Here is a 20,905-nt window from a genome sequence, read left to right as displayed (position 1 = left end):
TTCCGTTTGGTGAGAGTGCGGGGATCGGAGGGCGTGTGGGGCGCCCTCCTCCCGTTGGATCAGAAGCTGTATTGCAGCGTGACCCCCACTTCGCGGGGACGGCCGCGAACCTGCGAGACGGCATTGCGCGGCGGCGCCGCGACGCCGGCGCCTGAACCGGAATCCCAGAAGCCGCCGCCGAAGCGCTGCGCATAGGTGGAATAGGTCCGGTCGAGGATATTGTTGGCGAAAGCCGATATCGTCAGCGGCACCTTGTCCAGCTTGAACTGGATGCGGCCGTTCACCAGGCCATAGGAAGCCAGCGTATAGGCCGAATCCGTGCCCTGCGACGGGTGCGTCGATTGCTTGCCGACATAGGTGAAGTTGAGGTTCAGGGTCACGTCGCCGAACGATTCGTGCCGCGTATAGGTGCCGCCGATCGTCCCGGTGGGCGAGGCCACGTCCGGGAACAGGTTGTCGGTGCCCGCCGGCGGATTGCGCAGTTCGGGATCCGTGATCGCGAAGCTGCCATCGATCGTCCAGTTCGGCGTGATGGCGATCTGGCCGTCAATTTCGATGCCCTTGAGACGGACGTCGCCCTGATTCCGCACCTGGATCACGAAGCCCACGGGACATTGCGCCGCGGGAATGCCGGCCGTGGCGCAGTTGACCTGCACCGCTGCCTGACGGTCCGTATAGTCCATGATGAAGACGGTCGGGTTCAACCGCACCCGACGGTCGAACAGCGACAAGCGCAGGCCCGCCTCGTAGTTGATCACCTTCTCGTTCGGGATCGGCTTGATACCGGCGCTCTGCGCGGCGCCGGTGGCATTGTTGGCCTGGGTCCAGCCCACGATGGTGTAGCTGAACTGCCCTGCCTTGTAGGCCTTCGACACCGTCGCATAGATCATGGCGTCATCGTTGAAGTGGTAATCCAGCGTCGCGCGATAATCGAGTGCCTTGAAGTCCGCGCTGCTGGTCACAGTGGTCGATGTCGTGCCGGGCGCCACTGTGAGGTCGGTCGCCTGGTTGCGCGTCTGGAGGTAGGCCTTGCTGTCCCACGCCTGACGCAGGCCACCGGTCAGGTTGAGCCCATCGACGATGTGCCAGGTCGCGCTCCCGAAGACGCCCCAGGACTTGGCGACCTGGCTGATGAAGATGTCGGCCGTGCGGAACAGGCCGGCATCGCCGTTGGCCGGCGTTCCCGGCGGGTTGGGCGCCAGGTTGCCGGGATTGGCAGGATAAATGCTCGTGCCGCGACGGGTCACGATGAAATTCGGCGACTCTGCTTCCTCGCGGAAATAGTTCGCGCCGGCCACCAGATCGATCACCGACCCCAACGACGCATTCAGCTGCAACTCCTGATACAGCACTTCGGAATCGACATTCTCGGTGCGGGTTTCGGTGCCGAGCACCTGATAGTCGGTCAGACCGCGATGCTTGAGCTTCCCATAGCCGGACACGGAGGTCAGCGAGAGATTGTCGGTCAGGTCGAGCGACATGTTGAGGTCGGCCTGCCAATATTCATCGTCGCTGAACTGGTTGCAGGCCGCGTCATAATCCGGGTTGAAATCGTCCATGAAGCAGAGATCGGGCGCCGAGAACTCACCCTTCACGATGCGCGGATCGTTATAGGCCGCCAGCGGCGCCTGCCCCGCCTGCTTGAAGCCATCGTTGATCCAGTCGGCATAATTGCCCTGCACGCCGGCGAAGCCGGGGCCGGGCTCGATGCCCGGTCGCATGTCGAAGGATTCGAACACATAGGGCGTGCCGTTCTGATGCGAGTCGTTGTAGAAGACGCCGAGCGTCGCGCGGAACTTGTCTGACGGCTCGAACTTCAATTGTCCGCGCGCGACGATGTCACGCTGCTCGCCGAGCATCTCGGTGCCGCGCGAGACATAGCCGCCCTGCGACAGATAGGCGCCCTGCACGCGCATCGCGACCCCTTCACCGAGCGGCATGTTGACCATGCCGACAACGTCGATGCGATCCAGGTTGCCGCCGGTCACCTTCAGATAGCCTTCGCTGGTATCGACCGGCTGCTTGCTGAAGATGCGGATGGCGCCGCCGGTCGAATTGCGGCCGAAGAGCGTGCCCTGCGGACCGCGCAGCACCTCGATCCGGTCGATATCCAGCACGCGCAGGATCGCGCCACTGGTGCGCGGCATGTAGATGCCATCGACATAGAGGCCGACGCCCCGCTCGCCGGTTGCGCCGCCGCCGCCGCCGATGCCGCGGATCACGAAGTTCGCCGTGTTGTTGCCGCCACCGCGCGTCGGCGTGATGGTCAGGTTCGGCGTGATACTCGCAAGATCCTGAAGATCCTGCACGCCCTTCGCCTCGACCGCTTCCTGCGTCACCGCGAGGATCGACAGCGGCGTGTCCTGCAGGTTCGTGGCGCGGCGCTCGGCGGTTACGATGATGTCCTGGATCGTGGCGTTTTCGTCGGCGTCCTCATCGGCCGTCTGGGCCAGCGTGATCTGGCTGCACAACATGGCCGTGCTGCCGAGCGCCAGCATGCGGAATGCGCGAAAAACGGAGCGTGCGCGCGTCGAGTCTGTGGTCAAGGTCCTCTCCCCCTTTTGGCCGCTCGCGCGGCATTCTCCCATGGCGAGCGCGACAGACGTCGCACTCGAGGGGGGCGGCCTTCATTTTGCCTTGCCCGGATCGCGCACCCCTGCGCGATCGCCTTCCCCTGTATTGACTCATCAACAAAAATGCTGATTTGTCAACTATCACGAATCGTTGTTTTGCGACGATCCGTTGCGGATAGTCGGCGCCATCCGGCAAAATGACCGGCACCGCGACACGAAGGAGAGAGGGCATGATGGTCAGGCAAGGGACGATGGCGCGGACATACTGCAAATGGCTGGCTTGCGCCGCGCTCGCCGTGTCGCTGACGGCGCCTTCGCTTGCGCAGAACACCGATCGCAGCCGGCGCCTGACGCCCGAGCAGCTCGAGATCATGCAGCAGCGTCACCCCGGCCTTCCCGGCGCGCTCGATCCCGATAATCTCGCCAAGCCGCGTCCCAAGCCGCCGTTCGACATGACCGGCACATGGTTCGTCGATCTTTCGGAAGGCTTCAACAAATTCATGTTCGGCCCGCCCTATCCGGAATTTTACGAGGCAGGGCAGAAGGCGTTCACGGAAGGCGCCGCCGCCCGCGCGCGCGGCGAGAATTATCGCGACAGCATCGGCCAATGCTATCCGGCCGGCATGCCGATGATCATGACGCGCGTCTGGCCGATCATGTTCATCCAGCTGCCGACGGCAATCTACATGGTGGCCGGCTTCACCAACAGCTTCCGCGCCATCTATCTGGACGGGCGCACGCATACCGATCCGGACCTCTACGTGCCGACCTACAACGGCGAGTCCATCGGCCATTGGGAAGGCGACACGCTGGTCGTCGAGACCCAGGGCTTCGAGACGGATCATCACTGGATCGACATCGGCCTGCCCGTCAGCGAGGAATTCAGGATCATCGAGCGCATCAAGAAGGTGAACAACGGCAACACGCTCGAGATCGAATATATCATGACCGATCCGAAGAACTGGAAAGGCGAGTGGCGCAACACCAAGCGCTTCGATCGCGTCCTGGAAGCCGACATCGGCGAAGTCGAATGCACCGAGGCGCGCAACGCCAATATCCCCGGCACGGATCGCGGCCAGCAAGAGCTGAACAAGCGCGAAGGTGCGCAATGATGACCGAAAGGAATGACGTGACGATCCGCAAGTCCATCCTGGCGCTCGCCGCGCTCGCCGCGTCGATCGGCTACGCGCCGGCCGGCGCACATCACAGCTTCGCCATGTTCGATCAGACGAAAGCGTTGTCGCTCAAGGGCCAGGTCGCCCAGTTCCAGTGGACCAATCCGCATGCCTTCATCGAGCTGGACGTGACGGACAGCAAGGGCAAGGTCGTGCGCTGGAGCATCGAGCTCAACAGCCCGAACAACCTGACTCGCCAGGGCTGGCGCCGTTCCTCGCTCAAGCCGGGCGAGACCGTGACCGTGACGTTCAATCCGTTGCGCAACGGCAAATCCGGCGGGCTGTTCAACAAGGTGGTCTTCGCTGACGGGCGCTCGCTCAATGACGGGCGGCCCTCCAACAGCGGGCCTATCAACGTCCCGACCCGGTAACTGAGGAACCCGAGCGATGCGCGCGATACCCATGATTGTTCCCGCTCTCGCCGCCCTTTCGGGCACGGCGCTGGCACACCACAGCTTCTCCATGTTCGACATGAAGAAGGACGTGACGGCGGTCGGCGTCGTCTCGGACTTCCGCTGGACCAACCCGCACGCCTGGATGCATGTCGATATCACGGATGCGAAGGGCACCAAGGCCACCTGGGCGCTGGAAATGACCAGCCCCAACACGCTGGTGCGCAGCGGCTGGCGGCGCAGCTCGTTCAAGCCGGGCGACAAGGTCACGGTGACCTATCATCCGCTGGTCAACGGCAAGCCCGGCGGCGCGCTGGTCAAGGTCGTGCTGCCGAGCGGCACGGTGCTCGAAAACCGCTGAGAAGGACAGGGCGTGCGCCGAGCATCTGCGTGGACGGGCGCGGCCTTGCCGCTTGCCTGCCTGTTCGCCGCGCCGGTCTCGGCTCAGGAGCAGAACGCTGCCGCCGATCTGCCCGAGACCGTCTGGCCCGCTTCGGCGCCGGCGGTCGATTTCGGGGCGCTGCAGGCGTTGCCGGACTGGCGCGGCCTCTGGGCGCCGCAGCCTCGCCTGGCACCCAGGCCCGAGAGTCCGCGCCTGCTCGGCAAGTACAAGGCGCTGTACGACGAGATCCAGACGCTCATCGCCAGCCGCGATCCCGAGGCGCTGCTGAAGGTCGAGCGCCGCGCCTCTGCCTGCGAGCCTCCCGGCATGCCGGGCATCATGACCCAGCCCTATAATATCGAGTTCCTGTTCACGCCCGGCCGCGTCACGATGATCCAGGAAGCCTATATGCAGGTGCGCCGCATCTTCACCGACGGCCGCCCGCTGCCGGACGACCCGGACCAGACCTATAACGGCTTCTCCATCGGCCATTGGGAAGGCGACACGCTGGTCGTCACCACCACCGGGCTGCGCGACGGGGGCGTGATGGGGCGCTGGGGCATCACGCACAGCGACAAGATGACACTCACCGAGCGCATCCGCCTCGACCCCGCCGACAAGGACCTGCTCGTCGTCGAAAATAGCTTCGAGGATCCGATCGCCCTCGCCGCCCCCTGGCACTCGACCTATTATTTCAAGCGCCAACGCCATCTCGACCAGCTCGAGTTCATCTGTGCCCAGAATGATCGCAATCCGATCAACGAGAACGGCGACGTGGAGTTTCTCGACGCCGCGCCGTGAGGCATTCTGTCCGGCGAGCGCTGAGCCTCACTCGCCGCGCCGGGCCTTGCCCGCAGCTTTCCCATTGACCCCGGGCGACCTGCTGGGCCATCGCGTGCGAACGATCGATCGGTGCTCGTTGTTGCCGGTCTCACGAGCGGCCGGGGTGGTCGGAGCAGGATGGGAGGCATTATGGCGAGTCCGGAACTGGCTGGATTGATCGAAGGGCTTCGCGCGAACGGTCCCGATCTGACGGCGCCGCCGCCGCAGGTCCGCGCCGCATTCGAGGAGATGCTGGCAGCGGTCCCCTTTTCCGACGATCTGTCGTGCGACGCGATCAATCTCGGCGGCATTCCCGGCTTGCGCATGGCGAGCCCGGATGCGGAGCCGGCAACCGCGCTTCTCTATCTCCATGGCGGCGCCTATGTGATCGGCAGCGCGCAGGCCTATCGGAGCCTCGCGGCCGAGCTCGCCCGCGCCGCCGGCGCCGTCGCCTATTCCATCGATTATCGCCTGGCCCCGGAACATCCCATGCCGGCTGCGATCGAGGACGCGGCCGCTGCTTACCGCGCCCTGCTCGCCGAGGGGTTCGACGCTTCGCGCATCGTGATCGCGGGAGATTCGGCGGGAGGCGGCCTGACGCTGGCAACGCTTCTGGCGCTGCGCGACGCGGGCGATCCGCTGCCGGCCGCCGCGCTCTTGCTATCGCCTTGGGCGGACCTCACGGGCGAGGCAGCGACGCTTCTCGGCAAGGCGCAGGAAGACCCGGCGCTGACCGCGGATGGGCTGAGCGCGATGGCCGGGCTCTATCTGGCGAACGCCGATCCGCGCGATCCGCGCGCGTCCCCCGCCTTTGCGGATCTCGCCGGCCTGCCGCCGCTGCTCATCCAGGTCGGCACGGCGGAAATCCTGCTCGACGATGCGATCGCCGTGGCCCGGGCCGCGGGCCTCGCCGGCGTGGAAGCCCGGCTCGCGATCTGGGCGGACATGATCCATGTCTGGCACGCCTTCGCCTTCATGCTGCCGGAAGGCCGCGCGGCGATCGAGGAAGCCGGCCAGTTCCTGCGCCGGCATCTCGGCTAGGACATATCGCTTGGTCACGGCCGCGTCAGACCGGCAGCGGCGGATCGAGATCGGCCGGGAGCGCCGCCTCCGCACGCGGGCACGGATCATCGAGGCCGCCTTCTCGCTGTTCGGCGAAGAGGACGGCCTCTACACGCGCATCGAGGACATTGCCGACAGGGCGGGCATCACCCGACCGACCTTCTACAACCACTTCAGCGGCATGGCGGAATTGCGCGACGCGGTGACTTATGAAGTCACGCATGATTTCCTGACCGCCGTCACCCGCACCATTGCCGATCTGGCCGATCCGCGCGAGCGGGCGTCGGCTGCTATCAGATTCTATCTGGAGCGCGCCAGGCAGGACCTCGAATGGGGCCGGTCGATCATCAACCTCAGCGCCAACGGCATCCTGTTCGGCGCCGAAACGCATCAGCAGGCCAGGCTGACGGTTCAGGAAGGCATGGCCGACGGCAAGTTCCACGTGCCAAGCGCCGCCATCGGGCGCGACATCGTGCTCGGCATCTCGCTCGCCGCGATCACCACCATCGTGCGCGAAGATCCTGGCGAGGCCTATCCGGCCCTGATGGTGCGCAGCATTCTCGTCGGCCTCGGTGTCGCGTCCGATGAAGCCGACAGGATCGTTCGGCGGCCGCTCCCGCTCCTCTCCTCCCCCGACTGAGAATCCGAGACCAAACTTGACAAAATGTCGGATTCGGCTATTCCGATCCAAATTTTACATTTTGTAGTATTTGGTCAAGACGACCTTGCGAACAGAAGCGGAGGGAGAGGGAAATGGCGGCAGTGATCGACACGATGGCGGGCCTGCCCCGCTCCGATATCGAGCTGTACGGGGACGCGGCGCTCGCCAATCCCCATCCCGCCTACAAGGCGCTGCGCGATCTGGGATCCGCGGTCTATCTCGATCGTTACGACGCCTGCTTCATCGGCCGCTATGCCGATGTCGCGGCCGCGCTCACCGATTGGGAGACCTTCTCCTCGGCCAGCGGGATCGGCCTCAATCCGGTCATCAACGACGCCTGGCGGGAAGCACTCATCTGCACCGATCCGCCCGTTCACACCGAGCGGCGCGCACTCTTCTCCACCGCCCTCGGGCCGCGGGCGCTCAAGTCCGTGACTGACACGATCGAGCGGCGCGCCGACGAGCTTGCCGAGCGGCTCGCCGCGAGGAGCAGCTTCGACGGTGTTGCCGATCTGGCTTGCGACTTGCCGATCAATGTCGTGATGGAGCTGATCGGCTGGCCGATCGACGTGCGCCCCAGCCTGCTCGCCATCGCCGAAAGCGCCTGGAACGGCGCCGGCCCGGCGGGACCGCGCACCGATTCCGGCTTGCAGACGCTGCAGGCCATGATGGACCTCATCGCGGACATTTACGACAATGACCGGGTGACGCCGGACGGCTATGCGGCGCAACTCGTCGAAGCCTCGCGCGCGGGGCATATCACCCGCGAAACCGCGATCGGCCTGCTCGCGGGCTATATCGTTGCCGCCTTCGAGACGACCATCGCGGCCATGGCTTCCGGCGCCTGGTTGTTCGCCACCAATCCGGAAGAATGGGACAAGCTGCGCGCGGATCCCAGGCTGGCAATGAGCGCCGCCAACGAAATCGTGCGCATGGAATCCCCGCTTCAGAAATTCGCGCGCTTCGTGACGCGCGATGCGAGGCTGTCGGACGGCTCCGTCGTTCCGGCCGGCAGTTGGGCGATCATCTCCTATGGCAGCGCCAATCGCGACGAGCGTCAGTTCGCGGAGGCGGATCGCTTCCGCATCGACCGGCGCGAACGCCAGAATCTCGGCTTCGGCCAGGGGCCGCATAATTGTGCCGGCCAGGGGCTGGCGCGGATGGAGCTCTCAGCGGTTTTCACGGCTCTGGCCAAGCGGGTCTCGCGCTTCGAACTGGTCGGCGAGCCGGAGCGCATCGTCAACAATATTGCCTATGGGTTCGCGCGACTCCCGCTGCGCGCCGTCCCGGGCTGAAGCAATCAGTGCCCCGCAGCGCATGAACTGCATGGCTGTACGGGTCGGTTGCGCATGAGTCCGAGACAGGGGCCCAAACGCGAGTCAAAGTCGGTTGCCGGGTGACGGGAGACTCGCGGTCGGGATCAGGGCTTCGGCAAGGAGAGAAAGAAGATGCAAGGGGAGCGACCGGAGCGGGACCAGCGTGCCGCCGGATCGGAAGATATCGATGTCCTGATCGTGGGCGCGGGCTTTGCCGGACTGTATATGCTCTACAAATTGCGTGAGCTCGGCTTTCGCGCACAGGTCGTCGAGGCCGGCTCGGATGTCGGCGGCACATGGTACTGGAATCGCTATCCCGGCGCGCGCTGCGATATTCCCAGCATCGAATATAGCTATTCCTTCAGCCCGGAGCTGGAGCGCGACTGGCGCTGGACCGAGCGCTATGCCGCTCAGCCGGAAATCCTCGCTTATCTCGGCCATGTCGCCGACCGGTTCGATCTGCGGCGCGACATTCGCTTCGACACGCGCGTAATGGCCGCCGACTGGGATGACGCGGCCGGGCATTGGGCTGTAACCCTGGACGACGGCTCGACGCAGCCGACGCCCCATCTGATCCTCGCGACTGGGGCCTTGTCCGCGCCGAAGACGCCGGACTTGGCGGGCCTCGACAAGTTTCGCGGCGACATCCTGCATACAGCGCTCTGGCGCGACGATGTGGCGATCGATGGGAAGCGCGTGGCTGTGTTCGGCACCGGATCGTCGGGCATCCAGGCGATCCCCCAACTGGCGGCGCGCGCGGCGCAGCTTACCGTGTTCCAGCGAACGCCGAACTTCGCGGTTCCCGCCGGCAACCATCCGCTCACGGATGAAGACCGGGCAACCGCCGCCAGGACCTTGCGGGCCGACCGGGAAGCGGCCCGCCACTCACCACTCGGTTTCTTCAGCGCACCGCGTCCCGGCGCGGCCAAGGCGCAGGACCCCGCCGCCCGCACGCAACGCTTCGAGGAGCAATGGGGTGCCGGGACGGCGGGCATGCTCCTTGCCTATGAGGATCTGCTGTTCGACGAGGAGTCCAATGGCTTCGCGGCGCAGTTCATTCGCGACAAGATCGCCGGCATCGTGGCCGATCCGGACAAGCGCCGCGCGATCACGCCGACCGGCTACCCCCTCGGTTCGCGCCGCATGTGCTCGGAAATCGGCTTCTACGATGCGATGGCGCGGGACGACGTGACGCTCGTCGATGTGCGGGAAAATCCCGTGATCGACATGACCGCCGACTCGATCGTGACACAGAGCGGCGGCTACCCCGCCGACGTGATCGTGTTCGCGACCGGCTTCGACGCCTGCGTCGGCGCGATCAAGTCGATCGACATTCGCGGGCGCGCCGGACTGTCGCTGCGCGATGACTGGGACAATGGGCCGCGCGCCTATCTCGGCCTGGCGATCGCCGGCTTTCCCAATCTGTTCACCATCACCGGCCCCGGCAGCCCGTCCGTGCTCAGCAATGTCGTCATCTCGATCGAGCAGCATGTCGACTGGATCGCCCAATGTCTCGCCGCCCTGCGCGCGCGCGGCGGCGCGATCATCGAGGCGGAGGCCGATGCCGAGCAGGCGTGGATGGCCCATACCGACGAGGTCGCGCAGCAGACGCTCTTTCCGCGCGCGGACAGCTGGTACAAGGGCCGCACGCGCGACGGCCGCGAAGTCTTCATGCCCTATGTCGGCGGCGTCGGCACCTATCGCGTCCGGTGCGATGAGGTCGCCGCCGCCGGCTATGCGGGCTTCTCCATCCGCGAAAGGACTTCGATATGAGCAGGTTCGCCGGCAAGGTCGCGATCGTCACCGGTGGCGCGGGCGGCCTGGGCGGCGCGACGGTGCGCCGTCTGGCGAGCGAGGGGGCGCGGGTCGTCATCACCGATCTTGCCCGGGCGGCCGGCGAGGCGCTGGCGCGGGAAACCGGCGGCTTGTTCCTGTCGCACGACGTCTCGAGCGAGGCCGAATGGCGCACCGTCGTCGACCGCGCGCTGGAGATTGCGGGGCGGATCGACGTGCTGGTCAATGCCGCCGGTATCGAGGGCAATATCGCCGAAGGCGGTCTCGAGACGAGCTACGAGAATTACCGCAACGTGCTGTCGGTCAATCTCGATGGCACATTTCTCGGCTGCATGACCGTGATGCGGCACATGATGGCCATCGGTTCGGGCAGCATCGTCAACATTTCCTCGGCCGTGTCGTTCATGGCGTCGCCGTCCGGTCTGGCCTATGGCATCAGCAAGGCCGGCGTCGAGCAGCTCACCCGGACGCTGGCGATCGTGGGTGCGCGCGACGGCAAGCAAGTGCGCTGCAATTCCGTGCATCCGGGTGTCATTCGCACCCGCATGACCGACAGCATCGTTGAAAGCTATGCCGCGATGACGGGAGCGAGCCCCGCCGAGGCCGAGGCCGCCATATGCGCCGACATTCCGTTCGGCGCGCGCGGCGAGCCGGAGGATGTCGCCGCGATGATCGCCTTTCTGGCGAGCGAGGACGCGCGATACGTGACCGGCAGCCAATTCAAGGTCGATGGCGGCTGGACCGTGCCGAGCGCCGGATAAGGTCGCGAGGGAGAGAACGAGATGGGCACGATCGAACGTTTCGCCACGGATCAGATCCGGCCCAGCGAGCGCCTCGAATATTGGAACCGGCTGACGGACGAGACCTATCCCGGCACGAGCGTGGATGAGCGCGGCGACGGCTTTCGCGCGGAAATGCTGCGCTGGCGCCTCGGCGCGCTGACGATGATCCGGCCGCGCGCCAACGCATCGGTCGTCACGCGCAAGCCCGGCCGCGACGAGCCGGAGGGCATCGTGCTGCATCTGCTGCATCGCGGCCACGGCAGCCATCAGCAGCGCGGCCGGATCGCGGAGCTGTCGACCGGCGACTTTTCCCTGTGCAGCACCGCGTCGCCCTACCGACTCGACCTGAGCAGTCACGAATTCCTCGTCGTCGAAATCCCCCGCCCCGCCCTAGAACCCCGCATCGACGGGCTCGATGACCTGATCGCGCGGCGAATTTCCGGCGCGGCGGCGGGCAGTCGGCTCATGCACAATTTCTTCCTGTCGCTCTGGCAGCAGGGGGATCAGAGCAATGCCGAGCCGGATTGGCAGCAAGGCATCGCGGACGTTCTCCTCGACCTCATCGGGCTTGCGGTGCGCGGTGCGAATGTGTCGCTCGACGGCGCGCACGCGCAGCGCGAGCGCGCCTTGCGCGTGATCGAGACCTGCCTTGGCGAACCCGCCCTCGGCTCGGCCACCATCGCGGCTGAATTGGGTGTATCAGTCCGTACGGTGCAGAATATCTTCGCAGGTATGGGAACGACGCCGAGTGGTTACATCCTGGCCCGCCGTCTCGCCCGTGCGTCCGAGATGCTGTCCGTCCATCCAAAGATGAGCATCACAGACGTCGCCTTCGAACTCGGTTTCAGCGAAAGCGGCTATTTCACCCGATGTTTCCGCCAGCGCTTCGGCACCACGCCGAGCCGCTGGCGAGTTCAGCACTAGGGCGGCATCGAGGCTCGTTTCATTATCACCATTCCCGAAGCTCGACGCGGGATTTCGCCTTTTTCATCCGCGACGTCGCAAGGAAACAAGACCCGGAAATCCAGGATTTCGTTCATTTGATTTTTAAATGGACGAACGCTTCCGCCAGATGGTCTTCGAGCGGTCTCCGTCCATCTTCCTCGGCCCAAGCGTCGATCGCGAGACGGAGTGCGCCCACAGATACCATAGCGGTCACACGCAATTCCTCGCGCGTTTTCTGGGGCCAGCGTTCGCATAGCGCTTCAAAAGCCGCTCGCTCCAGTTCCAGATATTTCATCTGATTGCTTGCCCGGAGCAGGTCGCTGGAACGGATGATCCTGTCGATGATCAGGGCGCGGGCGGCATCGTAATGCGTGAGCAGCCCCAGATGCGCGTTGCGGACGGCATCGATCGGCGACTGATCCGGGGACTCCCTCATGATGGCTGCACGAAATGCCTCGGGCAAGCCTTTCTGCCAAGCAGCTAATATCTCCTCCTTCGACTTGAAATAGTAGAAGAAAGTCCGCCGCGAGATGCCGGACGCATCGGCGATGGCGTCCAATGTCGTTGCTTCATAACCCCTGTCCGCAAACAGCCGGAGGGCCGACTCCGTAATGCGCTGAAGCGTTTCGCGCCGCTTTCTCTGCCGCAAGCCTTCCTGATCGGAACGGTGCTGAATCATGTCTGGGCAAATCTCAAAATTACACTCATTGTAAAATCGCACTCTATGCAATATATCAGTCGAACAGAGACAGAGTCGAGGACGTTATGCAGCGTGTGCAATATGACCGCCACGGCGGGCCAGAAGAAATGTACATAGGGGAATTCGCCCTGCCTGAACCGGGGAGCGGCGAAGTGCGAGTTACCGTCCGAGCCGCCGCGGTCAATCCTCTGGATTGGAAACTCCGCCAGGGGGTCATGAAGATGCTGACCGGCAGGCGCTTTCCCAAAGCCATGGGAACTGACTTTGCGGGCGTCGTAGAGGCCGTCGGCGGTGGCGTGACGGACCTGGTTGTTGGTGACGAGGTGTTCGGTACGACCGATTTCAGACGATCGGGCGCCTTCGCCGGAGCCGTCATCGTGAGCGCCGCGAACCTGGCGAAGAAGCCGGCAAAGCTTTCGTTCAGCGAAGCGGCCTGCCTGCCTATCCCGGCCATGACCGCATGGGTGGCGGTTCTGGACAGGGCAGGGATCGATGCCGGATCGCGCATCTTCATCAACGGGTGCAGCGGCGCGGTCGGCGCCTTTGCCGTTCAACTGGCGATTGCCCATGGTGCCCATGTATCCGGATCCTGCGGCAAAGCCTCGCGAGAAAGCGTCAAAGCCGCAGGCATAGAAGCGATTTTCGATTATTCCGATCCGGACGCCTACGCGCGAGACGGGAATTTCGATGCCATTTTCGATACGCTGGGAACCTTGGGCGTGGGCCAGGGGCTGACGATGCTCAACCCCGGCGGCGTCTTCGTCGATATCAACGTGACGCCCGGAAGGATGCTCCGGGGAATGTTTTCGCGGCGCTACAAGCTGGCCTTTGCGTCCATGGGATTGAAGCATCTGCCGGCGATCGCCCACGCCGCCGGGGAAGGGCAGCTGCGGCCGTCCATCGGGCGCTATGCGCCATTCACTAAGGTCCTGTCGGCCCTTGCCGAGGCTGAAAGTGGCGACCGACCCGCAGGCAGGACCGTGCTCACATTTCCCGTGCCGGCCTGAACGCCGAGGCGTTTCGCAGTGTCAGGAAGCGGGGCTGGAGCCCGCCCATCGCTGTCCGGCGCATGATGGATGAAACTTGGAGTGCCTAGCATGCAGTCTCGCAGATCAGCAGCCTTCCTCCTCGGCGGTGAGATTTCCGTCAATCGCATCGCGTTCGGAGCGATGCGCCTGCCGACGAACGGATTTCGCGGTCCGTCCCGCGATCCGGCAACCGGCCGCGCGGTCTTGCGTAGGGCAGTGGAACTAGGCGTCACTCTCATAGACACCGCTGACTTCTATCGCAGCGGCGACGGAACGGTTCGCGCCAACACGCTCATCCACGAAGCCCTTTCTCCCTACCCTTCAGACCTGGTGATCGCCACCAAGGTCGGGCCGGTCTTCCTCCCCGACGGCAGCTTCACTCATGGCAAGGGCGCCGACATGCGGAAGCTGGTCGAGGAAAATTTGCAGAGCCTTGGACTGGACTGCCTCGACCTCGTCTACCTGCGCATCGGATTGATGGAAGTGCCCCATGGCGAGTCTTTGGCGGAGCGTTTCGAAGCATTGGCCGCCCTTTGCGAGGAAGGTCTGATCCGTCACTTCGGAATCAGCAATATCGATATCGACCATCTCGAGGAAGCACGCTCGATTGCCCCGGTGGCGGCCGTTCAGAACAATTTCCACATTGCATAGCGGAACGACCTGGCGCTGCTGAAGGCCTGCGAGGCCAGCAATATCGCGTTCAGTCCGTTTTTCCCGCTGGGCGGAGGGACCACGACGATCGACGACGGCCGTCTCGCGCGAGTGGCAAGTCGGCATGGCGCGACCGTAAACCAGATCGCTTTAGCATGGCTACTGGCGCTGTCGCCGGTCATGATCGCGATCCCTGGAACTGGATCGGTCGCTCATCTGGAAGAGAATGTCGCCGCTGGAGGCGTGGTTCTGACGGAAGAAGATCTGATCGAGCTTGCCTGATGGCGTACCTGTCTGCCAACCGGCATCGCTCGAAACGGCAAGCCTTGGTGGCGAGGCATCGCCGCAGCATCGGCCGGAGCTCTGCTGGCGGGACCGGCGCTCGCGCAGGCGCAGGGGTCTCATGACGAAGGCCCGGAAGGCGGCATTCAGAAAATCGTCGTGACGGCGCAGAAGCGCGCCGAGAACGTGCAGGATGTCCCGATCGCCATCAGCGCTTTCACATCCAGCGCCCTGAAGGAGTGCGCCGTCTCGGACGTCTCCGTCCTGTCCGGAATCGCCCCCAACGTCACGCTCGATCCCAGCACGCCCCTTTCCGGTTCCACCGCAGGCTCGGTGCGACCATTCGCGGCATCGGTTCCAATGACTTCCCCTTCAATATCGACCCGGCGGTCGGCGTGTATCTCGACGGCGTCCATCTTGCGCGCTCCGCAGGCGCCAATCAGGCATAGTCATCCCGCGTGAACCGGCTGTCGAAGCCGCCTGCCGCGATGCGCCGGGCGCCGAGACTGGCCTTCACGATCAGATCGTCGTTCGGGGCATGACCAGCCAATCAGCGAGCCGGCTCACTTCAACCATCGATATATTGCGAGTGGCGACGGTCGAAAGTATCAGGCAAACAGAGCCTTGCTCGCCAGCGCAGCCCCTTCGGACAGCGCCTTGAGCTTGGCCCAGACAATCTGCGGGTGACACCGCGAGCCGAGGCCGCAGTCGGTCGAGGCGATGATATTCTCCGGTCCGAGGATCTTGCCGAAACGCACCAGCCGATCCGCCACCAGCTGCGGATGCTCGACCAGCGTCGTCGCATGGCTCACCACGCCGGGGATCAGCACCTTGCCCGCCGGCAGTCCGGTCTCTTCCCAGACGCGCCATTCATGCTCGTGCCGCACATTGGCGGACTCGATCAGATAGCCGCCCGCATCGACGCGCAGCAGCATGTCGATGATGTCGGCCAGCGGCAGGTCATGGACATGCGGCCCGTGCCACGAGCCCCAGCATAGATGATAGCGCACCCGGTCCTGCGGCAAGCCCTTCAGCGCGTGATTGAGCACGTCCATGCGCAACGAGACGAACTTGCGATATTCCTCGAGGCCGACACGCACGCCGATGCTTTCCCAGAGTGCGGGGATATAGGCATCGTCCACCTGCAGGATGAACCCGGCATCGATGATTGCGCGATATTCGACCGCGAGCGCATCAGCGATCGCGTAGAGGAAGGCTTCCTCGCTGTCATAATAGGCATTGCCGACGCCGGGCTCGAAGCTGGCTGGCGCCACCGTCGTCAGGAAGGCCTGATCGGCGGGATGGTCACCAAGCCCCGCCTTGAGCGCCGCAATGGCGTCGGCGATCGTCTCCTGGCCGACATAAGTGATCGGCGCGGTGCAGACCCGTGCGCGCAGATCCGATCCCTCGAACTGCTTGGCCGTGCCGGTCTGCTCGAACAAGGTTCCGCGCGCATTGGCGGCCGCGTAGAATTCGGCGAATTCCTCGCGATCAATCGAGCTGTAGAGCGCGCGGACGTTGATCTCCTCGGTCTGCTGCTCGTCGGCCACCTCGAACCCGCTCAGCCGCTTGCGCATGAAGGTCGACCAGCTGCCGACCTTGGTCAGCTCGCCCTCGTTGACGATGTCGACGCCCGCCGCGCGCTGCTTCGCCACGACTTCGGCGACCGCTTCCTCGCGTCGGGCCTTCGACGCGCCGGCCACGTGCCAGACGTCCTCCGGTCCGGGAAGCGCGCCGACATGCGTGGTCAATATGCGGCTCATATGTCTCTCCTCATCGTCATCACCGCGCGACTTGCCCTTCGGCGTCCATCATGGCCTGAAGTCGGCGGCGGCCCTGCACGGCGCCGGTGTCGCTCTTCAGCATGAGCTCGTCGGGATAATAGCCGAGCGTGCTCAGCATTGCCTCGATTTCCCGCGTCGCCATCGCATCTTCCTCGATCACCGGCCAGAGATGCTCGCGCGTCGCATCGAACTCCTCGTCGCTCATGATGCCGCCCATGCCGAAGAAGTAGTTGCAGCTGTTGAGCCTGGCCGGCGTTACGGCGTGGAACACGCGGTGGCAGGTCAGCCGCTCCCCGCCGCGCGTCGGATGATCTTCGGGGATGCGCATCTCGTCGAGCCCGGCGTGGAAGCCGGGGAGATAGAAATCCATTCCCGCCAGCCGGTCGACCGGCCCGTCATAGTCGAACCGGCCGCGCTGCGTCGCCATGATCGGCACGTTCCGCATGTTCCGCCGGCTCTTGAGCACATGCGCGAGTTCCACGCGTTCCTCCGGCGCCTCTGCATTGCCTGCGACGCCAATGCTGGTGCCGTGCAGGAAAGCGAGGTGTGTCAGGTCGAGCAGATTGTCGTTGAGCAACTGATAGCGGCCCTCTACTTCCAGCGAATAGAAGGGCTGGAAGCGAAACTCGGGATCGCTCCATCCGCTCGGCTCCAGATCGGGCAGCAGGGCCGGGTCCGCCAACTCCGGGTCGCCCGGCCAGATGAACAGCCACAGCCCATGCTCGACGACCGGATATTTCTTCACCTTGTAGGTCTGCGGCACATGCGTCTGCGAGGGGACGCGCGTGCATTTGCCGTCCGGGCCAAAGGTGATGCCGTGATAGAGGCACTGGATCTCGTCGCCGATGAGGCAGCTCTTGCCGAGCGGGAAGTGCCGGTGCGGGCAGCGCCCGTCCAGCGCGACCGGCTCGCCTGCTTCAGTGCGATAGAGCACAACCGGCTCGTTGAGGATCCAGCGCGAGAGTAGTTCGCGCTTCACCTCATGATTGAAAGCCGCGACATACCAGCCGTTGCGCGGCGCGTAGCAGCCGTCCTTGAAGGGATACATGGGTCGAGACCTCCTCGGCTCAGTCGAAATTGCGTTTGATCGAGAACATGACGGTGCGCGGCGCGCCGAGCACCCCAACGCCGGTGAAATAGGGCGCGTTCTGCAGGGCGAAGATCGAGTTATAGTAGAATTTGTCCGCGAGGTTGCTCACCGCGAGCTTCGCTTCCCAGTCGCCGCCCTCGCTGCGCCAGGTAATCTTGGCATCGAGCAGAGTGCGGCCCGGCAGCGAGCTGATCGCGCTGTTGATCGCGTCCGCCTCGACCCGTGACCGATAGCTGAGGTCGAATCTCGGCGTGATCGATCCCGCGTCGCCGATGGGGATTTCATATTGAATGCCGGCTGCCGCCGTCCATTCGGGCGTATAGACGTTCTTCATCGCGAGCGAGATGCCGGTCGCCGGGTTCACGCGCGTATATTTGAAGTCCAGATAACCGACCGATCCGTCGAAGCGCAGTCCATCGACCGGTTCCGCGAACAGCTCGGCCTCGACACCCGTGATCTCCGCGTCGCCGACATTGGTGGACTGCGCGCAGGGCGCGCCGGGGAACGGAGAGATGGAGTCGCAGGCCCGCAGCGTGCTCTGGAAATCCTTGTACTTGTTGAAGAACACGGCGCCGTTGAAGTTGACGCGACGGTCCGCGAACTGGCTCTTGAAGCCCGCTTCATACGCAGTCAGCGTCTCGGGATTGTAAGGGATCGCCTGCGAGGTGAAGAAGGGGCGCGGGTTGACGCCGCCGCCCTTGTAGCCGGTCGAAACCTGCGCATAGGTCATGAAGTCGTCCGACCAGCGATAGTCCGCGCCGATGCGATAGTCGATGCGGTCGCCGGCATAGGTCACCGGGAAGTTGACCAGCGCGCCCAGGAGCGGGTGCGGGCTTCCATTGGGGTCGAGGCGGTTGAAGGTGAACTTCTTGCTGTCGTCCGTGTAGCGGACCGCGCCGGTCACGTTCAGTCCCTCGATCGGGTGCAGCACGAGATGCGCGAACACGGACTTGGACTCGGTCTTCACCGGATCATGGAAGAGGATGTCCAGATTGAGCCCGCCACCGCCCGGCGCGAGGCCGCCGGGAATGTTGACGCGCCCGCCCGACGAGCCGCTGGCATGATAGTAGAACCCGCCCAGCGTCCAGTCCGCGAGCGTCTGGATTTCGCCGGACAGGCGCAGTTCCTGCGTGAACTGCTCGTGATCGAGCGTCCAGACCTGATCGTTGATCGCGGCCGGCGAACCATCCGCGGCCGACGCGAACGTCGCCTTGGAGCCGCGATAGGCGGTGATCGAATCCAGTGTCAGGGAATCGCTCAGCGCGATGTTGAGCAGGTTGGAAACGCCCCAGGCGTCCAGCGGCGTGCGATCCGGCATGACGAACGGAACGCCCGCGCTGGAACCGCCCGTGGGTGTACTCACATAATCTTCGTAGTTCGTGTAGCTGCCCCACGGCGTGATATAGTTCGCCGCGCCGGCCCAGAGCGGCGACTGGGTCAGCGTCTTGGCGGCCGGGTTCTGCGAACGGTCATGGGTGATGTCGGCGATCAGCGTGTTGCGGATGCCGTCGGTCGGCGTCCACATCAGCGAGGCACGGGCGGCGAGCACATTCTGCCCGCCCTGCTCGCCGAGCTTGCAGCTCGTGTCCGTGCGGCGCGTCGCCCCGGCGCTGCCGGTCACGCAGGCATGGTCGAGCCGGTCGAGATAGCCGTCGCTATATTTAGCGCCCAGCGAGATGCGGCCGTAGAGCTTGCCGTCGACCAAGGTGAAGTTGCTGCCGGCGCGGGCGAGGACGCTGTTGCGCGATCCGTAGCCGACTTCCGCGAAGCCGTCGAGGTCCGGGCCGGGCCGCTTTGAGAAGATCTTGACCGAGCCGCCGATCGAGTTCTTGCCCGCCAGCGTGCCCTGCGGCCCGCGCAGCACCTCGACCCGGTCGATATCGAGCAGCTCGAAGATCGAGCCGGTCAGCACGCCGAAATAGACGTCGTCGACATACATGCCTACGCCCGGCTCAACCGCGAAATGCGGGTCCGCCTGGCCGACGCCGCGAATGAAGATCGCCGCCATGCCGCCAAAATTGCCAGCATTGGCCGAGAGCTGGACGTTCGGCGCGAGATTGGCGGCGCCGGTGATGTCGGTCACCCCCTTCTGGTCGAGCAGCCGCGCATCCATTGCCGAGATAGCGATCGGCGTGTCCTGCAGCCGCTGCGAGCGGAACTGCGCCGTCACGATGATGTCGGTGTCGGAATATTGTTGTTCGCCCTGATCCGCCGCTGTGTCCTGCGACAGCGCCGGGCCGGCGCTCATCAGTGCGATCGCGAGGGCCGAGCAGCCCGTCAGTTTCGTGTGCATCGTCCATTCCTCCCCTTGTCGTTCGGGCTTTTGCCCTTCGTGAAGGAGCTAACGGACCTTGCGGCGAAATTCTTGGACTGACCCGTCGACCTCTTGACGCCATGCGACAGCGACAGTCGCGAGGGTCAGAGCGGCAGCGTGCCCTTGTAGGAGCGCGGCGAGACGCCATAGCGCCGGGCGAACGAGCGGCTGAAATGACTGGCGTCGTTGAAGCCCACGGAGAAGGCGACGTCCAGGATGGAACTGCGGCTGCCGCCCTGTGCGCGGGAAAGCTCGCGCGCTGCCCAGTCGAGGCGCTGGGAGAGGATGAACTGGCTCGGCGTCTCCCCCGCCTCGATGAAGGCGCGCTGGAGGCGGCGCTGGCCGACACCGAGGGCCGCCGCGACGCTGGCGATGGAGAGGTCCGCATCGTCGAGATGGTTGATGATGAAGCGCATCGCATCGCGCCGAACTGTCGCGCGCTGCTGCCGCTCCTGCGCCCAGCCGCCATTGCTCGCGATGCTCTGGTGCAGCAGCCGCACCGTATCGAGTACCATGTCGGAGAGAGCGCCATGCCATTCGCCCTCCGGCTCGGCGACGAGCGTGCGATGAACCGATCGCACGACATCGGCCGCCATCGCCACCGCCGGCCGCCTGGCCGAGAAGGCAACGCCGAGCAGGCATGTCGGGTCTTCGACGCGCGAGAGCAGTGCCGAGAACGGAATTTTGAGCATCAGCTGCCGCATCGGCCCCAGGCAGCTATGAACCCAGGGGCGCGTCAGATCCTGGAAGAAAATATCGCCGGGAGCGACCGCGATACTGACATGGTTCTGCAGGCAGAGGCCGTGCCCTTCTTCGGGAAGCACTAGCAGCAGTGCATCCTTCTCCGGCACCGCCCATTCGCCACACCCGCCCATGCCGCTGCTTGCCCGAGCGCCCGTGGACACCATGGAGATCAGCCCGAGCGGGCCGAATTCGACGCGCGACAATGTTGCCTGGAAAGTTTCGCGATCGCACGGATCGACCGTCAGATTGCATAGCGTCTCGCTGCCATAGTCGTTCCAGCGATGGACGCGCTGGGTCGGCAGCACGGAATCGGTGGAGAACTTGTCCCACGTCGCCTGTTGCATGTCTCTCTCCTGGCCCATCGGCTGCGCTTGCGCGCCCGTCCCCGCGAGCCTGATCGGAGGCTAT

General features: G+C 64.7%; 17 protein-coding genes and 2 pseudogenes. 13 read left to right on the top strand and 6 right to left on the bottom strand.

Features of this window, described 5'->3' with window-relative positions; translation table 11 throughout:
• Nucleotides 1-59: 59 nt before the first annotated feature.
• The gene (locus KM135_RS17165) at nt 60-2,546 is read right to left on the bottom strand and encodes a TonB-dependent receptor (protein ID WP_221715266.1); all 2,487 of its coding nucleotides are present in this window, start codon (nt 2,544-2,546) and stop codon (nt 60-62) included.
• A gap of 257 nt (nt 2,547-2,803) precedes the next feature.
• Here KM135_RS17165 and KM135_RS17160 point away from each other — a divergent pair, with 257 nt between their 5' ends.
• The 10 genes from KM135_RS17160 (at nt 2,804) to KM135_RS17115 (ending at nt 11,883) form a co-directional block, all read left to right on the top strand.
• Complete coding sequence (locus KM135_RS17160; protein WP_221715265.1) at nt 2,804-3,685, top strand: hypothetical protein; 882 nt, start codon at nt 2,804-2,806, stop codon at nt 3,683-3,685.
• Entirely contained in the window at nt 3,682-4,119 is a 438-nt protein-coding gene (locus KM135_RS17155) for a DUF6152 family protein (protein ID WP_221715264.1), read from the top strand. The genes KM135_RS17160 and KM135_RS17155 overlap by 4 nt, the downstream gene beginning before the upstream one ends.
• A gap of 16 nt (nt 4,120-4,135) precedes the next feature.
• A complete protein-coding gene (locus KM135_RS17150) occupies nt 4,136-4,501 on the top strand; it encodes a DUF6152 family protein (RefSeq protein WP_221715263.1) in 366 nt (121 codons plus the stop codon).
• Nucleotides 4,502-4,513: 12 nt separating this feature from the next.
• Entirely contained in the window at nt 4,514-5,323 is an 810-nt protein-coding gene (locus tag KM135_RS17145; RefSeq protein ID WP_221715262.1) for a hypothetical protein, read from the top strand.
• Nucleotides 5,324-5,494: 171 nt separating this feature from the next.
• Nucleotides 5,495-6,385 (top strand): alpha/beta hydrolase fold domain-containing protein, encoded by an 891-nt coding sequence (locus KM135_RS17140; protein ID WP_221715261.1) that lies wholly within the window; start codon nt 5,495-5,497, stop codon nt 6,383-6,385.
• A gap of 10 nt (nt 6,386-6,395) precedes the next feature.
• Nucleotides 6,396-7,046 (top strand): TetR/AcrR family transcriptional regulator, encoded by a 651-nt coding sequence (locus KM135_RS17135; protein ID WP_221715260.1) that lies wholly within the window; start codon nt 6,396-6,398, stop codon nt 7,044-7,046.
• A 113-nt stretch (nt 7,047-7,159) separates the two neighbouring features.
• The gene (locus tag KM135_RS17130; RefSeq protein WP_221715259.1) at nt 7,160-8,362 is read left to right on the top strand and encodes a cytochrome P450; all 1,203 of its coding nucleotides are present in this window, start codon (nt 7,160-7,162) and stop codon (nt 8,360-8,362) included.
• 153 nt (nt 8,363-8,515) lie between these two features.
• Nucleotides 8,516-10,156: a flavin-containing monooxygenase gene (locus KM135_RS17125; RefSeq protein WP_221715258.1), complete on the top strand. Its 1,641-nt coding sequence runs from the start codon at nt 8,516-8,518 to the stop codon at nt 10,154-10,156.
• Nucleotides 10,153-10,938 (top strand): SDR family NAD(P)-dependent oxidoreductase, encoded by a 786-nt coding sequence (locus tag KM135_RS17120; RefSeq protein WP_221715257.1) that lies wholly within the window; start codon nt 10,153-10,155, stop codon nt 10,936-10,938. Before KM135_RS17125 ends, KM135_RS17120 begins: the two co-directional genes overlap by 4 nt.
• Before the next feature lie 21 nt (nt 10,939-10,959).
• Complete coding sequence (locus tag KM135_RS17115; RefSeq protein WP_221715256.1) at nt 10,960-11,883, top strand: helix-turn-helix domain-containing protein; 924 nt, start codon at nt 10,960-10,962, stop codon at nt 11,881-11,883.
• Nucleotides 11,884-11,995: 112 nt separating this feature from the next.
• On the opposite strand, the gene KM135_RS17110 is transcribed toward KM135_RS17115, so the two are convergent.
• On the bottom strand, nt 11,996-12,583 hold the full coding sequence (locus KM135_RS17110; protein ID WP_221715255.1) for a TetR/AcrR family transcriptional regulator: 588 nt from the start codon (nt 12,581-12,583) through the stop codon (nt 11,996-11,998).
• Between the two features lie 86 nt (nt 12,584-12,669).
• Between KM135_RS17110 and KM135_RS17105 the strand changes: the two genes are divergently transcribed.
• From KM135_RS17105 to KM135_RS19865, 3 genes and pseudogenes are all read left to right on the top strand, one after another.
• A complete protein-coding gene (locus tag KM135_RS17105; protein WP_221715254.1) occupies nt 12,670-13,611 on the top strand; it encodes an NAD(P)-dependent alcohol dehydrogenase in 942 nt (313 codons plus the stop codon).
• Nucleotides 13,612-13,680: 69 nt separating this feature from the next.
• Nucleotides 13,681-14,565: pseudogene (locus KM135_RS19870) on the top strand (aldo/keto reductase).
• Nucleotides 14,566-14,622: 57 nt separating this feature from the next.
• Nucleotides 14,623-15,008 (top strand): annotated as a pseudogene (locus KM135_RS19865) (TonB-dependent receptor); the annotation flags it as partial.
• 165 nt (nt 15,009-15,173) lie between these two features.
• Here the strand turns inward: KM135_RS19865 and KM135_RS17085 are convergent.
• From KM135_RS17085 to KM135_RS17070, 4 genes are all read right to left on the bottom strand, one after another.
• The gene (locus KM135_RS17085; RefSeq protein ID WP_221715251.1) at nt 15,174-16,328 is read right to left on the bottom strand and encodes a cobalamin-independent methionine synthase II family protein; all 1,155 of its coding nucleotides are present in this window, start codon (nt 16,326-16,328) and stop codon (nt 15,174-15,176) included.
• A 19-nt stretch (nt 16,329-16,347) separates the two neighbouring features.
• Complete coding sequence (locus KM135_RS17080; RefSeq protein ID WP_221715250.1) at nt 16,348-17,397, bottom strand: Rieske 2Fe-2S domain-containing protein; 1,050 nt, start codon at nt 17,395-17,397, stop codon at nt 16,348-16,350.
• Nucleotides 17,398-17,416: 19 nt separating this feature from the next.
• On the bottom strand, nt 17,417-19,732 hold the full coding sequence (locus KM135_RS17075; RefSeq protein ID WP_221715249.1) for a TonB-dependent receptor: 2,316 nt from the start codon (nt 19,730-19,732) through the stop codon (nt 17,417-17,419).
• Between the two features lie 125 nt (nt 19,733-19,857).
• Nucleotides 19,858-20,841 carry an AraC family transcriptional regulator gene (locus KM135_RS17070; RefSeq protein ID WP_221715248.1) on the bottom strand — a complete coding sequence of 328 codons (984 nt, stop codon included), beginning with the start codon at nt 20,839-20,841 and terminating at the stop codon, nt 19,858-19,860.
• Between the last annotated feature and the right edge of the window lie 64 nt (nt 20,842-20,905).

This window comes from Sphingobium xanthum (assembly GCF_019737615.1).
Taxonomy (GTDB): domain Bacteria; phylum Pseudomonadota; class Alphaproteobacteria; order Sphingomonadales; family Sphingomonadaceae; genus Sphingobium; species Sphingobium xanthum.
This window is presented reverse-complemented; position numbering and strand designations above follow the sequence as displayed.

Coding starts and splice junctions, on each gene's coding strand:
- KM135_RS17160 (WP_221715265.1), top strand. CDS start 2,804: ATGATGGTCAGGCAAGGGACGATGGCGCGGACATACTGCAAATGGCTG.
- KM135_RS17155 (WP_221715264.1), top strand. CDS start 3,682: ATGATGACCGAAAGGAATGACGTGACGATCCGCAAGTCCATCCTGGCG.
- KM135_RS17150 (WP_221715263.1), top strand. CDS start 4,136: ATGCGCGCGATACCCATGATTGTTCCCGCTCTCGCCGCCCTTTCGGGC.
- KM135_RS17140 (WP_221715261.1), top strand. CDS start 5,495: ATGGCGAGTCCGGAACTGGCTGGATTGATCGAAGGGCTTCGCGCGAAC.
- KM135_RS17130 (WP_221715259.1), top strand. CDS start 7,160: ATGGCGGCAGTGATCGACACGATGGCGGGCCTGCCCCGCTCCGATATC.
- KM135_RS17125 (WP_221715258.1), top strand. CDS start 8,516: ATGCAAGGGGAGCGACCGGAGCGGGACCAGCGTGCCGCCGGATCGGAA.
- KM135_RS17120 (WP_221715257.1), top strand. CDS start 10,153: ATGAGCAGGTTCGCCGGCAAGGTCGCGATCGTCACCGGTGGCGCGGGC.
- KM135_RS17115 (WP_221715256.1), top strand. CDS start 10,960: ATGGGCACGATCGAACGTTTCGCCACGGATCAGATCCGGCCCAGCGAG.
- KM135_RS17110 (WP_221715255.1), bottom strand. CDS start 12,583: ATGATTCAGCACCGTTCCGATCAGGAAGGCTTGCGGCAGAGAAAGCGG.
- KM135_RS17105 (WP_221715254.1), top strand. CDS start 12,670: ATGCAGCGTGTGCAATATGACCGCCACGGCGGGCCAGAAGAAATGTAC.
- KM135_RS17085 (WP_221715251.1), bottom strand. CDS start 16,328: ATGAGCCGCATATTGACCACGCATGTCGGCGCGCTTCCCGGACCGGAG.
- KM135_RS17080 (WP_221715250.1), bottom strand. CDS start 17,397: ATGTATCCCTTCAAGGACGGCTGCTACGCGCCGCGCAACGGCTGGTAT.
- KM135_RS17075 (WP_221715249.1), bottom strand. CDS start 19,732: ATGCACACGAAACTGACGGGCTGCTCGGCCCTCGCGATCGCACTGATG.
- KM135_RS17070 (WP_221715248.1), bottom strand. CDS start 20,841: ATGCAACAGGCGACGTGGGACAAGTTCTCCACCGATTCCGTGCTGCCG.